The following is a 14277-nucleotide window of genomic DNA, read 5'->3' on the forward strand; positions in this document are numbered from 1 at the left end:
CTACTCGGCGAATGTTCTGCGCATGCGCGAGGGCACGATTGCAAAAAGGCTGAAACCGCGAACCAGCAGCAGAACATGGAAAGCGGCCCACAGGCCATGATTGCCGAAGGCCCTCGTCAGAACAAACAGGCAGGCGAGATAAAGCGCGAAAGACAGCAACATCATGTTGCGCATGTCGCGTGACCACGTGGCGCCAATGAAGACGCCATCCATCTGGAACGCAAGGACACCCGAAATGGAAATCAACGCGGCCCAGGGCAGGAACGTGTTTGCGGCGGTCCGCACCTCCTGTGCCGTTGTGATGAACGCGATGAGGGCCTCGCCGGCCAGAAGAAAGAAGAGCGACATGAGGATGGCGAAGCCGAACCCCCATGCCATGGTCAGCCTGACGGAACTCAGGAAAGCGGGCCGATAACGCGCGCCCACCGCTCGACCTGCCAGCTGCTCGGCTGCGGTTGCGGTGCCATCGAGAAAGTAGCCCGCCACGAGAAAGAAGTTCAAAAGTACGGCGTTGGCGGCGAGGGTGACAGTGCCAAACTGGGCGCCCTGCCTGGTGAACAGTGCAAAGGCGGCGAGAAGAGAGAAAGACCGGATCATGATGTCGCGATTCATCGCGACCATGCGCACCAGCTGATGGGTGTCGAACACCCGTCTCAGAGAGACCCGCGGCCCCTGCCGGAAGCGCCGTGCCAGCACCGCAAGCCCGGCCAGCATGCCGATCGCCTCTCCACCCACCGTGCCCCAGGCCACACCCTCTATGCCCCAGCCAAGCGACAGCGCCAGATACATCGACAACGCGATGTTTGCGCCGTTCAGAACGACCTGTAACACCAGCCCGAGCGCCCCTTCGCCGCGGCCCAGAACATATCCAAGGATCGCGTAGTTGATGAGGGAAATCGGGGCGGCAAAGATGCGGATCGCGACATAGGCCTCCATGGCGGCCGTGACCTCGGGGCCGGCATCCATGAAATAAGCCCCCCCGGCGATGATGAGAGGGCCGGCGAGAACAACGAGGAGACCGGCGACCAGGGCGACAAGCAGTGCTCGCCACAGGATCGCCTGTTCTTCCAGCGCGTTTGCCTGACCATAGGCCTGGGCAACCAGTCCGGTTGTGCCGGAGCGCAGGAAATTGAATGTCGTGAAGACCACGTCGAAAACGATGGCGCCTGCGGCCAGCCCGCCCAGGAGCGCCGCATCGCCATACTGGCCGACGATAGCCGTATCGGCGATACCGAGGAGCGGGGTCGTCAGATAAGCCAGCGTCATCGGCAGGGCGATCGACAGGACGAGACGGTTCGTCACCCTGAAAGGATGCGTGACGCGGGCTTGCGGCTGAGCGTGATCCATCGAATGCGCCCCAAAGGGCTTCCTAGCGGCGATAATTCAAAAGGCGCAGGATCAGAAAGGCCGGCACGACTATGGCAGCCCCGAGCAGGATGTAGCTCGCAAACCGGCCCAGCGCATCAAAGCCCATGTTCCAGAGATGAACGACCGTGTCGCGCAGAGCGTAGAAGATGTCGAATGGCGACCAGTTGAAGGCGCTCATCACGAAACCGACGATAAGCGAAACGATCAGCAGTTTGATGATGACGCGCAGCGGGCTGTCGCCCAGGAATCTGGTCAGTGCCGACACCGGAAGCTCCTTGATCTTGACCGCAAAGAGATACGCATACACGGACGGGCACGCAAGCTCGGGTGGTGCGAAAAGACTTCCATAGATCGGGCACGAATCGGGAGGCTGGAGCGGGTAGCGGGAATCGAACCCGCGCGATCAGCTTGGGAAGCTGACAGGCTACCATTACATCATACCCGCGCAGCGCGCATTAATCCGCGACCCGGGCCCCGGCGTCAAGCGGGTTTGTGAAGGGAGTGCGCGCGCTGGTTCCCTGGCGGATGGTAGGACATGCTTCGAACACGTCTGAACCGGAATCATACGCCAATCTCAAGGACTGCTTGATTGGCATTTTTGAACCCTAATGCGTCATAAACCTTCACCCCCGCGCGGAGGCGTTCACGATGACATCTTTCACGATACGCTCCTTGGCTGCGCTGCGAACCGAAGATGCGTGTGCTTGTCGGGGCTCAAATTCCAGTAAGCCACAAGCTTGGCTTTCAAGGCCGCCTCGCCTACCAATGCCTATCCAGCCTTCCGGCGCGGGCCTCACAGAGGTGCGTTGCCCCTTCATTCGCGGCAAGACAGCCCCCAAGGAATTGAGATATGCGTAACAAGAAACAAATTGGCATCATTGGCGCTGGCGCGATCGGGGGCGCTGTCATCCGCGAGATCGACAACGCCGCGGACACAGAAATCGCTTTCGTTCTTGTTTCCAACGTCCATCGGATGACAGGATTCAACCTCGCCGACGGTATCGTCATCGATGACGCGAGCGAAGCTCTTTCGCGGCCGGTTGATCTCGTTGTCGAGGCGGCCATGCCTTCGGTCGTTCAGGAGCTTGCTCCGCGATTTCTTCGATCTGCCGACTTCTGCGCCTTTTCCAGCACGGCCATGGCCAGACGCGAGACCGAAGAGGAAGTTCGCTCCATCACGGCCCGGCACGGCAGCACGTTTTACGTGCCGCACGGCGCCATCCTTTCCCTGGATGGCATTGCCGATGGCCGGCCGGCCATCGAGCAAGTGACCGTAACAACCACGAAGAGCGGGAAGAGCCTTGGCATCGACCCCAAGGCCGATGGATTCATGTTTGAAGGCGCGACACGCGAGGCCTGCGCCCGCTTTCCCCGCAACGTGAATGTTCACGCGGCCATTGCCCTTGCGGGTCTGGGATTTGACCGGACGGTCAGCCGGATTGTTGCTGTTCCTGACCTTCCCACAATGGAACATCAGATTGAGGTAAGTGGACCGGGATTGTCGTGGGACATTCGTGTCTCCTCCCGTTCCCTCGGCGGCGTGACGGGCTCCTATACGCCACATTCAGCGGTCGGCTCAGTTCGCCGGATTCTCGGCGGCGGCGGGATCGTTGCCGTCTGAGTGGCGCAGGGAGACATCGCGGCACGCAGAGACAAAGGCGTCAACAGCAGCCGCGCGCGCACCGGTCCGCCGCCACAAGATGCCTATTTTCCGGACCCCGCCGGAAGGCAGAAGGACCTTTCGCAGCGTCAGACCCTCTGGCCAAGGCGGTGCCCAATCGGGAACGATGGCGACACCCAGGCCACGGCTGACCAGCGCGGCAATTGCATCGAGCGCGTCGAGCTCCAGCCACTCACGAACCGCCAACCCGTTTTCGGCCAGATACCGCGCCACGATCTGCCCACCCCACTGGTTGCGGTCGTAGAGAATGAACCGCTGACTGGCGATAAGGGAGTGCGGGGGCAATTCGGGAACGGAATGCGAGGCGATGAAGACGAGCGGCTCTTCTCGGATCGTGCACCAGCCCATGGCCTTGGGCAGTGCAAAGTCAGGCCGGACGATCAGAGCGGCATCAAGCTCCCCGGCAATCACGCGATGGTAGAGTTCGGACGATGAACCAGGCTGAACGAAATAATCGATGGCCGGGTACCGATCGCTCAGCATTGTGATGATGTCCGGCATGAGACCGATCAGGGCGGTTGATGTGGCACCGATACGCAATTGGCCGGCTGGCGCTCCATTTGCAGCAAGTGCGCTGAGGTCACGCGCCTTTTCCACGAGCTCCCTCGCCCTTTCAAGCACGGCAAGACCCGCCGCCGTCGGCTGCACGGTCCGTCCCGAACGGACTATCAGCTTGTGGCCAAGCTCCTGCTCAAGAACCTGAATGCGCTGGGAAAGCGCCGCCGGCGTCTTGTTTGTTCTGCGAGCGGTCTCGGCAATCGATCCACAGTCCACGATCGCCAGAAAGGTTTCGAGAAAGCGAATATCCATTCGATGTTTTTTGCATCTTTTGAAGCAAGAAAAAATAGGTTTTTCTATCGTTTTGCCGCTTTAAACTCCCTGCTGAATATCGCCAGTTCATTGCAGGGAACACCCATGTCGGAAATCGAGAAGAAGTTCAGAAAGCTGGAAACGGACAATGCGCCGGGTCAGGAAGTGCGGCAGTCCGCGAAGCTCGATGACGGCTACCTGAAAGGCGATACGCTTGAGGGACAGCGCGTCGACTTTTCCCATGGGGACGTCGATGCCCACGAGCCAACTCCGGGCGCGTTCGATGAATTCTCCGCCGGTGTCATGCGCGGCGGCTCACAGGCCTATACGGAATATCGCGGGGCGCTCGATATCCGCGACGAGCTGGCTCCCCGGCTTGCAGATTTTACCGGCGCCGACGTGGATGCCCGCGACGGATTGATCATAACGCCAGGCACGCAAGGGGCGCTTTTTCTGGCCATTGCCTCGACCGTCTCGCGGGGAGACAAGGTTGCGATCGTCCAGCCGGATTATTTCGCGAACAGGAAACTTGTCACCTTCTTTGACGGTGAAATCGTTCCGGTCCAGCTTCGCTATGGCGAGGCTGGGCCCGACGAGGCCGGTCTCGACCTGGAGGAGCTTGAAGCGGCGTTCCAATCCGGCGTGAAACTCTTCCTGTTTTCCAACCCGAACAACCCGGCAGGTGTCGTCTACTCGCCGGAAGAAGTGGCCCGGATCGCGACGCTCGCAGAGCAATACGGCGCCACAGTCATCGTCGATCAGCTTTATTCCCGTCTCAGATATGAGGGCGTGACCTACACGCACTTGCGCGCTGTGAGCACGGCGTCTGAAAATGTTATCACGATCATGGGGCCCTCGAAGACAGAATCGTTGAGCGGCTATCGTCTGGGGGTCGCTTTCGGCTCAAAAACCATCATCAACCGCATGGAGAAACTGCAGGCCATCGTTTCGCTCCGGGCGGCCGGTTATTCGCAGGCGGTGCTCAAGACATGGTTCAACGAGCCCGAGGGATGGATGGAAGAGCGCATCGCCCGCCATCAGGCGATTCGCGATGATCTTGTGGCGCTTTTTCGCGGTATCCCCGGATGCACGCTCCGCGTGCCACAGGCCGGCAGCTATCTGTTTGCCCGCCTGCCCGAACTGACGGTGGCACCTGGCGATTTCATCAAGGCATTGCGCCTTCAGGCCGGTGTGATCGTTACCCCCGGCACCGAGTTCAGCCCCCATTGTGCTGACAGCATCCGTCTGAACTTTTCGCAGGATCATGCCGCTTCAGTGGCAGCCATCGAGCGACTGGCGACACTGGTGCAGCGCTATCGCGCCTGACGGCATCGGAGAAGATCGCTGTGCACCGTCTGCATCGTTCAATTCTGAAGCAGGCGGCGCACAATACTTTCCCGGATCGCGTTGATGTGGCGGTACATTGCCTGGCGCGCGGCGTCAGGCTCGGAATCCGGGCGTAACGCTTCAATGATCGCCAGATGTTCCCGGCAGGTCTCAAGAAACCGCTCCGGCATGTTCTTGAGATCGAAGATGTGTGTCTTGCGGCGCAGCCCCGCAACAATCTCGGCAAGTTGCCGATTTCCCGCCGCTTCCGCGATCGTTCGGTGAAGCTCCTCGTCGATCCGACGCACCGCCTCACGTCCAGCCGGCTTGCGGGCTTCATGATTGCTCATAAGCGTCTCGATCTCCGCTTTCATACGGTCGAGAGAGTCTTCGGGTATTCGGCCCACCGCAAGTGCCGCCGCCTCGCATTCAAGCAGGCGGCGGATCGCGAGATTCTCGACATAGTGCGAGAGATCCATCGACAAGACCCGCACCACACGCCGGCTCTCGCGCACCAGAAGCCCCTCGCCTTCGAGGATCAAGAGTGCGTCCCGCATGGGCGTGCGCGAAAGGCCGAGCTCCTCAACCAGAACCTTTTCCTGGATGACAGTGCCGGCTGCCAGCTTGCCGGACATGATGTGCGCGAGAATGCGGTTATAGGCATCCTCGGCCAGTCTCGTTTCTGCCTGATTGGCCATCTCATCCCCCATCGGCTGGCAACGCTCCGCCCCGCCTGCCTTGGTATCTATCGGCTTGTGCAGCAGTGCAAGAGCACAACCTCCAAATTGCACTCAATCCTCAATCTTCCAATATTCACTTAATATATTGACAGAGTATCAGCAATATATATTCTTGTTCCATCGGGCTGAGCCGCGCCCGAAAATCAAACCGCACATCTGCCGAAGAAGCCGAGTGCCAACAGACCGAAGACACAGGGGAACCACATGACCTTCAAACCTCTCGCCCTGATCGCCGCCATGGCGATCGGTATCGCCGCGACGCCTGCTGTTGCCGAGTATCCGGACCGGCAGATCAAGCTGATCGTTCCCTTCTCCGCCGGAGGAGGCACGGACCTCAATGCGCGCACGGTCGCTCAGTTTCTGGAAAAGGAACTGGGAGAACCTGTCGTTGTCGTGAACCGCCCGGGTGCTGGCGGTGAGATCGGACTTTCCGAACTCGCAAGCTCCGACCCCGACGGCTACACGATTGGCATCATCAACACGCCTGGCATCATCACGATACCGATCGAACGTGAGGCTCAGTTCTCGCTCGACAGTTTCGATTTCCTCGCTGCGATGGCCGAAGACCCCGGCACTATCAACGTCCTTGGATCCAGCGATATCAAGTCAATCGAAGACCTGGTGGCCGCCGCGAAGGAGAAGCCCGGCCGCGTCACGGTTGCAACACAGGGGGCGGGCTCGGCCGGCCACATCAACACTCTGCTGCTGGAGCAGGCTGCCGGCGTCGACCTACTGCCAATCCCCTTTGATGGCTCCTCGGCCGGTCGCAACGCTTTGCTCTCCGGCGAGATCATGGCAACGACGGCCAATCTTGGTGAGGCTCTGACATTCTCCGAAGGGACGGATTGGCGCATCCTCGGCGTGATGGCCGACGAAGCTTCGCCGATGGCTTCGGACGTTCCGACCTTCACTTCCGCGGGCTATCCGGTGATCGGTGGTTCGCTGCGCGGCATTGGAGCTCCGGCCGGCCTTCCCGATGAGGTCAGAGAGAAGCTGGAAGACGCACTCAAGAAGGTCAGCGATGATCCAGAGTATCTGAAGATCGCAAAACAGGCCAATCTTCCGGCCCGCTTCATTCCATCAGATCGTTACGTCTCGATCCTTGAGGGCCTGGACAAAAGCTTCCACGAACTCTGGGAAACCACGCCCTGGAACCAGTAAAAGCATCAGGCGGGACGCCACACGGCGTCTCGCTTCGGGCTCCCGGTCGCGTCGAACGACCCCAAGCGCTCCGCAATAGCGGGATACCGTTCGTTCACCACCAGACCAGCCGAACCTCACAAAGCCCGGAGCGCTAGGCTTCCGGCTCCCATGCCTATCCGGAGAGAACACAGTGATCGAAGAAATTGCCTCCAACCCCGTCAAGAAATTGCTGCGCGACGGCAAACCGGTTTTTGGCACCTGGGCCACCCTGGTCAGCAATCCAAAAATGATGAGGCTTCTGGCTGCGACCGGTCTCGACTTCGTTCTCCTGGAAATGGAACACAGCGATTTTTCGATCTCGGACGTGTCTGCGATGGCCCTGGTTGCACGGGCATCCGGCATCGTGCCGATCGCTCGGCCCGACGGCCACAAGCCGCATGACATGACGCGGCTTCTGGATGCCGGCGCGCAAGGCCTGCTCCTGCCCTGTATCGACAGCCCTGAGCAGCTCGATGCCATCATGAAAGTGACCAAATACTACCCGCGCGGTGAGCGCATCCTGAACCTGCGCGGGTCGCATACCGATTATCTGCGCTACGAAGACATCGACAAGCAGATCGCGCACATCAACGCCGAGACACTGATGGTCGCAATGGTCGAGACACGCGACAGCCTCGATGCACTGCCGGAAATCTGTGATGTCGATGGGCTCGACGCCATCATGATCGGTCCCGACGACCTCTCGCAGAATCTTGGCGTTCCCGGCCAGGTGTCTCATCCGTTGATGACCGAAGCCACCGAGCGGGTGATCGAGGTCTGCACCCAGAAGAACATCCCCTGGGGCTTTTCGTGCCAATCCATCGAAGCCGGCAAGAAATGGATCGATCGCGGGATCCAGTGGGTGCCGCTCTCCAACGACGCCAACGCCATTTTCAACACGTTTTCGCCGCTTGCCGCCGGGCTCAAGGCCGCGGCCTCACGCTGACGCCAGACAAAGGAACCAGACGCATGAAAGCTGTCTCCATGTACAGCGCCTATGGATGGCGCGGAAAAATCGGCCTCATTCTGCCGTCCACCAACACGGTCAACGAACCGGAATTCTGGCGGCTGGCGCCTGAAGGGGTGACGATCCACACCGACCGGGTGTTGCTGCTCGGCAATGCCACGCAGGAAAGCTACGACAAGATGGCCGATGCCCTCGCGCAGGCGGCCGAGCGCCTTGCCACGGCCGAGGTCGACATCGTCGTCTATGGCTGCACGTCGGGATCGATTGTGTGCCCGATGCCGGAATTGCTCGACAGCATGTCGGCACAAACCAACACCCCGGCCTGCGCTACGGCGGGCGCGGTGATCGCCGCGCTCAATGCCCTCGGGGTCAAGAAAGTTGCCGTCGGAACACCCTATGTTGATTTCGTCAACGAGAGCGAAAAGCAGTTTCTCGAAGATTACGGCTTCGAATGCACCAGCCTGCACGGACTTCGGCTGGGCGAAACACAGGAAGAGCGGCGCGGCATCGGCCGGGTTCCGCCGCAGCAGGTCTACCGCCTTGCCCGCATGATCGACCGGCCTGATGCCGAAGCGATCTTCATCTCCTGCACCAACCTGGCCACGCTCGATGTCATCGAGCAGATCGAACAGGATCTTGGCAAACCCGTCATCACCTCCAACCAGGCCTGCTTCTGGGCGAGTTTGCGCCTGATGGGTCTTACTGACGTGATCGAAGGACACGGTCGGCTGCTGCGTGAGTGTCTCGATCCGATCACCCAGTCCGATTTCTACCTGCCAGGCACCGCGGCTTCGAAATGACCGTCGAGCCTGACATTTCGCTTGCCCGGAAGCTGTTCGACACACTTGCCGAAGCCACATCGGACGGCGTCGGCATTACCCGTGACAGCTATGGTGCGGGCGAGGCGTTTGCGCATGATCTGATCGCGTCGACGGCCCGGGACCTGGGGCTGGAAACACGCACGGACGCGGCCATGAACCTTTATGTCACGCTTGCCGGCGAGGATCGTTCCCTGCCGGCCGTGATGACCGGTTCGCATCTCGACAGTGTTCCCCGTGGCGGCAATTTCGATGGCGCAGCCGGGGTCATTGCCGGGATAAGCGTGCTTTCAGCTTGGCTTCAAGCAGGAAAAAAGCCCCTGCGCGACACCGTCGTCATCGCCATTCGGGCCGAGGAATCAGCCTGGTTTCCGGTTTCCTATCCGGGCTCCAAGGCCATTTTCGGAAAGCTTCCAGCCGAAGCGCTGGAGCTGAAGCGCTTCGACCGGGACGTGACACTGGGCGAAGCGATCGAGGCGGCAGGGGGCAATCCTCGGGCACTCGCATCGGGTACCTGTCTCCTTGATCCACGGACCGTCAGCCGCTTCATCGAGGTGCATATCGAGCAGGGGCCGGTGCTCGTGGGATCCAATCAGCCGGTCGGTATTGTCAATGGCATTCGCGGCAGTTTCCGCTACCGGCACGCCCGGATCAATGGTGTGTACAGCCATTCGGGCGCAACACCGCGGGCCCATCGCCACGACGCAGTTGCGGCCGCCGCAGCCTTCATCGAACGATTGAATGCGCACTGGTCGGCGTTTGAAGAAAACGGTGCTGATCTGGCGCTGACATTCGGGCAGCTTTCGACAGATGGCGAACAGGCGGATTTCAGCAAGGTTCCCGGTCGCGTCGATTTCAGCCTCGATGTGCGTTCCGCCAGTGCGCAGACACTTGAGGCATTTGAGAGCGTCGTTTTGCGCGAGGTCGCAAATGTCGAGCAGCAGACATCCACACGTTTCGACCTGGGACCGCGCACCGCCAGCACGCCAGCACCCATGGATGCGGAATTGATTTCCGAAATGATGGACAAGGCTGAAGCGCTCGGAATTGACGCACGCGTCATGCCCTCCGGTGCCGGGCACGATACGGCGACGTTTGCTCTTCAAGGCATCCCCTCTGCGATGATTTTCGTACGGAATCACAACGGTAGCCACAACCCTGAAGAAGCGATGGAGATGGCCGATTTCGCGGTCGCCACCCGTCTTCTGGGAGCTGCAATGGATGCAGAACCGCCAATGTTCAGGGACTGCCAACCGATGGAGAAGACCTCACATGCCTGAATGCCTGATTGTCCAGCCGATCCACCCCGCCGGCGAAGAAGCGCTTGAGGCTGCGGGAATAAGGGTTCGGCGCGCAAGCGCACAGAACATGAAAACGGTCGCAGCCGAAATCGAAACGGCCGATGCCCTGATCACGCGCGATGCCGGGCTCAACGCCGAGGCGATGAACAGCGCTAAGAACCTGAAAATCATAGCCAATCACGGCATAGGCACCAACAAGATCGACGTCGCGCACGCCGCAGAACTCGGGATCCCGATCTCTTTCACGCCAACGGCCAATGCCCGTTCCGTCGCCGAACACGCGATGATGCTGATCCTCGCCTGCGCAAAGCGCACGGTCGAGGCCGATCATGCAGCGCGAAACGGCAATTTCCGCTTCAAGTTCGAAGGCGGCATGAGCGAGTTGACTGGCAAGACGCTCGGTATTGCCGGCTTCGGCACCATCGGCCGGTTGCTTGGCGAGATCGCAAAGAATGGTTTCGCGATGAAGGTCCTTGTCTGGTCGCCTTCCGCTGACGATGGTGCCATTCGCGACAATGGTTTCGAGCCGGTTGCAACGCTGGATGCCCTGCTGGAAGGCTCCGACGTCATTTCGCTGCACCGACCCGCCCGCCCCGATACGCTCCACATGATCAACGCTGGAACCCTGCGTAAAATGCGGCCTCACGCCATCTTGGTGAACACGGCGCGCGGTGCGCTCATCGATGAAGCTGCTCTGGCTGAAGCGCTCGAGAGCGGGGTGATCCGCGCAGCGGGCCTTGATGTGTTCGACCCGGAGCCACTGGATGAAAGCTCGCCGCTTACAGGGCTTCGAAACATTGTGCTCGCGCCGCATGTCGCAGGCTCTACCGAAGATGCGTTGAAAGCCACGGCTCTTGCCTGCGCGCAGCACATTGTCGATGCGCTGGCAGACAAACGTCCGGAGAGCCTCGTCGACGCCGCTGTCTGGGAAAAACGCAGAAAAACATAAAATCGCGCAAAGCGAGGGGAACACCATGAGATCAATACGCTTGGAACCAACAGACGCCATCGGCGGTGTGCTGGTCACATTGATCGGGCTGGTGACCGCCGGCATCAGCTCTCAATACCCGATAGGCAGGATTTCCAACATCGGCCCAGGCGCCTTTCCGCTGGCACTAGGGATCATAATGGTGTTGCTCGGCCTCGGGATCATCGCCGGCTCGGTTGGCAGGACCGGCAGCATTCGGCAGCCCAACTGGAGAGCGGCAGGCGTTGTCATGCTGTCGCTCACCTGTTTCGCCTTGCTCATCGGTTCTTTCGGCCTTGTGCCGGCGATACTTGTGTCTGCCTTCATCGCCCGTTTCGCGGACAACCGATTTCACTTCGGGCGTGTTTTCATCCTGGCGTGTTCACTGGCGCTTCTGTGCTGGCTGATCTTTATCGCCCTGCTCGGCCTGCCCATTCCAGTGCTGGAGCTTTCACTATGATGGAGTTCATCGGGCATGCCGGCCAGGGGTTTGCCACAGCGCTCAGCCCTCAAACGCTGCTGTTCTGTTTCCTGGGTGTAACCGCGGGCACATTTATTGGCGTCTTGCCGGGTATCGGTCCTCTGGCCACGATCGCCATGCTGCTGCCATTGACCTTCTATCTCGATCCGACCACTGCCATCATCATGCTGGCAGGCATCTACTACGGTTCGCAATATGGCGGCTCCACCGCCTCGATCCTGCTCAATCTGCCCGGCACGGCCGGAGCATCGGTAACCTGTCTCGACGGCTATCCCATGGCCCGGGCCGGCCGCGCTGGCGTTGCGCTCTGCATTACCACCATCGCCTCCTTCGCTGGCGGTTGTTTTGCGATTGTCGTGATGGCCGTGCTGTCTCCGGCGCTCAGCAAGTTCGCACTGATGATGACCTCTGCCGATTACTTTGCGCTGATGCTTCTTGGCATGATCGCGGCTGTCACGCTCATTGGCGATGCACCGCTCAAGGGGCTGGCCATGGTGGTTTTTGGCTTGCTTGTGGGGCTGATGGGAACCGACACGATTTCGGGTCAGATCCGCTTTGCATTCGACATGCCCTACCTCTACGACGGCCTTCCGCTGGTCCTCGTCGCCATGGGCATGTTCGGCGCCAGCGAGGTGATCGCCTCGATCGGTTCGGATTCGGCCGAGTGGCTGGCCAAACAGAAGATCACGCTCCGATCTCTCATGCCCACCCGGGAAGATATGCGCCGCTCGCATGCGCCGATCTGGCGAGGATCCGTTCTGGGTTCCCTAGTCGGTGTCTTGCCAGGAGCCGGCTCCACCATTGCCGCCTTCATGGCCTACGCGGTGGAAAAACGGGTCGGGCCAAACCGGGACGCGCTCGGCAGCGGTATCGTCGAGGGCGTGGCTGCGCCCGAAAGCGCCAACAATGCTGCTTCACAGACTGCGCTTATCCCTGCCCTCACCCTGGGCGTTCCCGGCGACGCCACCTCGGCGCTGATGCTCGGCGCACTGCTCATTCACGGTATCGCGCCTGGACCGACACTGATCCCGCAGCATCCCGAAATTTTCTGGGGGCTGCTCGCCAGTTTCTGGATCGGCAATCTGATCCTGTTGATCTTGAATCTTCCGCTGGTCGGCCTGTGGGTTTCGATGCTGAAAATTCCCTACCACATCCTCTATCCCGGCATTCTCGTCTTCATCGCAATCGGCATCTATTCGGTGAATTCTTCCTATGTCGACGTGATCATGGTGGGTGTACTTGGTGTGCTGGGCTACGCGCTCTCCCTGTTGAAGTTCCCGATCGCGCCGCTGCTGCTTGGGTACATTCTCGGGCCGTTGATGGAGGCCAATCTCCGTCGGAGCCTGCTGATCTCGGGAGGCGATGTCTCAATATTCTGGGAACAGCCACTCACTCTGACGATCATGCTACTGGCGCTGATCCTTCTGCTTCTTCCCCTGGCAACAAAAGGCTGGAGAAGGCGCCTGGCGAAAGAACTTCCACAGGACTAGGGTGAGGACATCGCGGTTGGATGGGATCGGTCCGTGACGGAAACATCATCATCCACCGCACTGCGCCTTTCCCAGAGCAATCTATGTCTGAAAGCTGCCGCGCGGGGCCTTGAGGCTGAGTGACCGGTGCCGACCATGCTGAAAGGTATTGGTGGGCCATTCTACTCGTCGGTCAGCTAAGCCAGGGGCTGGAACTGGATTGTGTTGTGATAGGATTCATTCTCTCCAGCGACGCAATCCACGCGCCGAACGAGCATTATGACGTGGAGCGGCCCCGTCGGGGGACACGCAGCTGGGTGCGCATCTTCGAGCAGATCGTCAACGAAAGGCGCACGATCGGCTAAAAGCCACCCGGCCTCGGCTTGCCCAACGTCCCGGCTTTAACGGCCCAGCATGTTTTTCCGTACGGAAACGAGGTGTGCCCGCATGGCTTCTCGCGCTTCTTCACCGAGCCTCTTTTCGATGCTGACAACCAGCTCTTCGTGCTGGGCACAATAGGTCGCCTTCCGGGCTTCCGAAAATGATCTCTGCTTCATCTCGAACCACAGTGGTTGCAGGCGCAGGACACCTAGAATTTCATGGACCTGATAAAGCAGGTCATTGCGCGTGCACTCAAATATCAACCGGTGCAACTCCGCATCCCAATGCTCGAAGGAAGGCATGTCGGCCGCGGCTATCGCGAGTTCGTGCACCTTCCTGATTTTGGCAAGTTCGCCTGCACCGGCATTCATCGCCGCCAGGCTGGCTGCCTCCGGCTCGATCAGCATGCGCAGTTCCATCATGTCCGCGGGGGACGATTGCTTCATCTTCTCGACGATCCGATGAAGATCCGTCCTCGATTGATCGGTCTTGACATAGGTCCCCCGGCCCACATGCCGGACGACGACACCTGCCTCTTCAAGTTGATCCAGCGCCTTGCGGATCGTGTTGCGGGCAACGCCGAGCTCATCGGCCAGACTTCGTTCGGTGGGCATGCGCTCATCCGGCCCCCATTCTCCCTCCTTGATCCTCAAATGCAGCAGGGACGCGAGGTCGTCCGAATTTCCACGTGCCATGTTCACCTCTGGAAATGAACCAAAATATACCAATATTGATCATTTTTAGACATTTCAAGCAATGAACTTGATGATTGGCATCTTTTGGATT

Annotated in this window: 15 protein-coding genes and 1 tRNA gene; 10 read left to right on the forward strand and 6 right to left on the reverse strand. The window is 59.9% G+C overall.

Annotated features, from left to right (window positions below):
* The 3 genes from P2W41_RS16595 to P2W41_RS16605 form a co-directional block, all read right to left on the reverse strand.
* Positions 1-1347, reverse strand: coding sequence for an MATE family efflux transporter (locus P2W41_RS16595; RefSeq protein ID WP_404933807.1), 1347 nt, complete (start codon positions 1345-1347; stop codon positions 1-3).
* Positions 1348-1369: 22 nt separating this feature from the next.
* Complete coding sequence (locus tag P2W41_RS16600; protein ID WP_223019589.1) at positions 1370-1633, reverse strand: DUF6460 domain-containing protein; 264 nt, start codon at positions 1631-1633, stop codon at positions 1370-1372.
* A 106-nt stretch (positions 1634-1739) separates the two neighbouring features.
* A tRNA-Gly gene (locus P2W41_RS16605) sits at positions 1740-1813 on the reverse strand.
* Between the two features lie 405 nt (positions 1814-2218).
* On the opposite strand from P2W41_RS16605, the gene P2W41_RS16610 reads away from it, so the two are divergent.
* Positions 2219-2989, forward strand: coding sequence for an aspartate dehydrogenase domain-containing protein (locus P2W41_RS16610; RefSeq protein ID WP_404933808.1), 771 nt, complete (start codon positions 2219-2221; stop codon positions 2987-2989).
* On the opposite strand, the gene P2W41_RS16615 is transcribed toward P2W41_RS16610, so the two are convergent.
* Positions 2945-3859, reverse strand: coding sequence for a LysR family transcriptional regulator (locus P2W41_RS16615; protein WP_404933809.1), 915 nt, complete (start codon positions 3857-3859; stop codon positions 2945-2947). The two genes, P2W41_RS16610 and P2W41_RS16615, sit on opposite strands and share 45 nt — an antisense overlap.
* Positions 3860-3964: 105 nt before the next feature.
* Between P2W41_RS16615 and P2W41_RS16620 the strand changes: the two genes are divergently transcribed.
* Positions 3965-5185, forward strand: a complete 1221-nt coding sequence (locus tag P2W41_RS16620; protein WP_404933810.1) for a pyridoxal phosphate-dependent aminotransferase — start codon at positions 3965-3967, stop codon at positions 5183-5185.
* Between the two features lie 38 nt (positions 5186-5223).
* Here P2W41_RS16620 and P2W41_RS16625 read toward each other — a convergent pair whose 3' ends face one another.
* Positions 5224-5883 (reverse strand): GntR family transcriptional regulator, encoded by a 660-nt coding sequence (locus tag P2W41_RS16625; RefSeq protein ID WP_404933811.1) that lies wholly within the window; start codon positions 5881-5883, stop codon positions 5224-5226.
* A gap of 246 nt (positions 5884-6129) precedes the next feature.
* Here P2W41_RS16625 and P2W41_RS16630 point away from each other — a divergent pair, with 246 nt between their 5' ends.
* The 8 genes from P2W41_RS16630 to P2W41_RS16665 all read left to right on the forward strand — a co-directional run bounded on the left by P2W41_RS16630 (position 6130) and on the right by P2W41_RS16665 (position 13475).
* Positions 6130-7086, forward strand: coding sequence for a tripartite tricarboxylate transporter substrate binding protein (locus P2W41_RS16630; RefSeq protein WP_404933812.1), 957 nt, complete (start codon positions 6130-6132; stop codon positions 7084-7086).
* Positions 7087-7258: 172 nt separating this feature from the next.
* On the forward strand, positions 7259-8053 hold the full coding sequence (locus P2W41_RS16635) for an HpcH/HpaI aldolase/citrate lyase family protein (RefSeq protein ID WP_404933813.1): 795 nt from the start codon (positions 7259-7261) through the stop codon (positions 8051-8053).
* Positions 8054-8076: 23 nt separating this feature from the next.
* On the forward strand, positions 8077-8874 hold the full coding sequence (locus P2W41_RS16640) for an aspartate/glutamate racemase family protein (RefSeq protein ID WP_223019581.1): 798 nt from the start codon (positions 8077-8079) through the stop codon (positions 8872-8874).
* Entirely contained in the window at positions 8871-10172 is a 1302-nt protein-coding gene (locus P2W41_RS16645; protein WP_404933814.1) for a Zn-dependent hydrolase, read from the forward strand. Before P2W41_RS16640 ends, P2W41_RS16645 begins: the two co-directional genes overlap by 4 nt.
* A complete protein-coding gene (locus P2W41_RS16650; protein ID WP_404933815.1) occupies positions 10165-11142 on the forward strand; it encodes a hydroxyacid dehydrogenase in 978 nt (325 codons plus the stop codon). The genes P2W41_RS16645 and P2W41_RS16650 overlap by 8 nt, the downstream gene beginning before the upstream one ends.
* Positions 11143-11167: 25 nt before the next feature.
* Positions 11168-11620, forward strand: coding sequence for a tripartite tricarboxylate transporter TctB family protein (locus tag P2W41_RS16655; protein ID WP_404933816.1), 453 nt, complete (start codon positions 11168-11170; stop codon positions 11618-11620).
* A complete protein-coding gene (locus P2W41_RS16660) occupies positions 11617-13131 on the forward strand; it encodes a tripartite tricarboxylate transporter permease (RefSeq protein ID WP_404933817.1) in 1515 nt (504 codons plus the stop codon). Before P2W41_RS16655 ends, P2W41_RS16660 begins: the two co-directional genes overlap by 4 nt.
* A gap of 119 nt (positions 13132-13250) precedes the next feature.
* A complete protein-coding gene (locus P2W41_RS16665) occupies positions 13251-13475 on the forward strand; it encodes a hypothetical protein (RefSeq protein WP_404933818.1) in 225 nt (74 codons plus the stop codon).
* Between the two features lie 36 nt (positions 13476-13511).
* Here P2W41_RS16665 and P2W41_RS16670 read toward each other — a convergent pair whose 3' ends face one another.
* Positions 13512-14186 carry a FadR/GntR family transcriptional regulator gene (locus tag P2W41_RS16670; protein ID WP_229450495.1) on the reverse strand — a complete coding sequence of 225 codons (675 nt, stop codon included), beginning with the start codon at positions 14184-14186 and terminating at the stop codon, positions 13512-13514.
* Positions 14187-14277: the final 91 nt, after the last annotated feature.

The organism is Nitratireductor sp. L15S-10 (assembly GCF_045011005.1).
In the GTDB taxonomy this organism is placed as follows: domain Bacteria; phylum Pseudomonadota; class Alphaproteobacteria; order Rhizobiales; family Rhizobiaceae; genus Nitratireductor.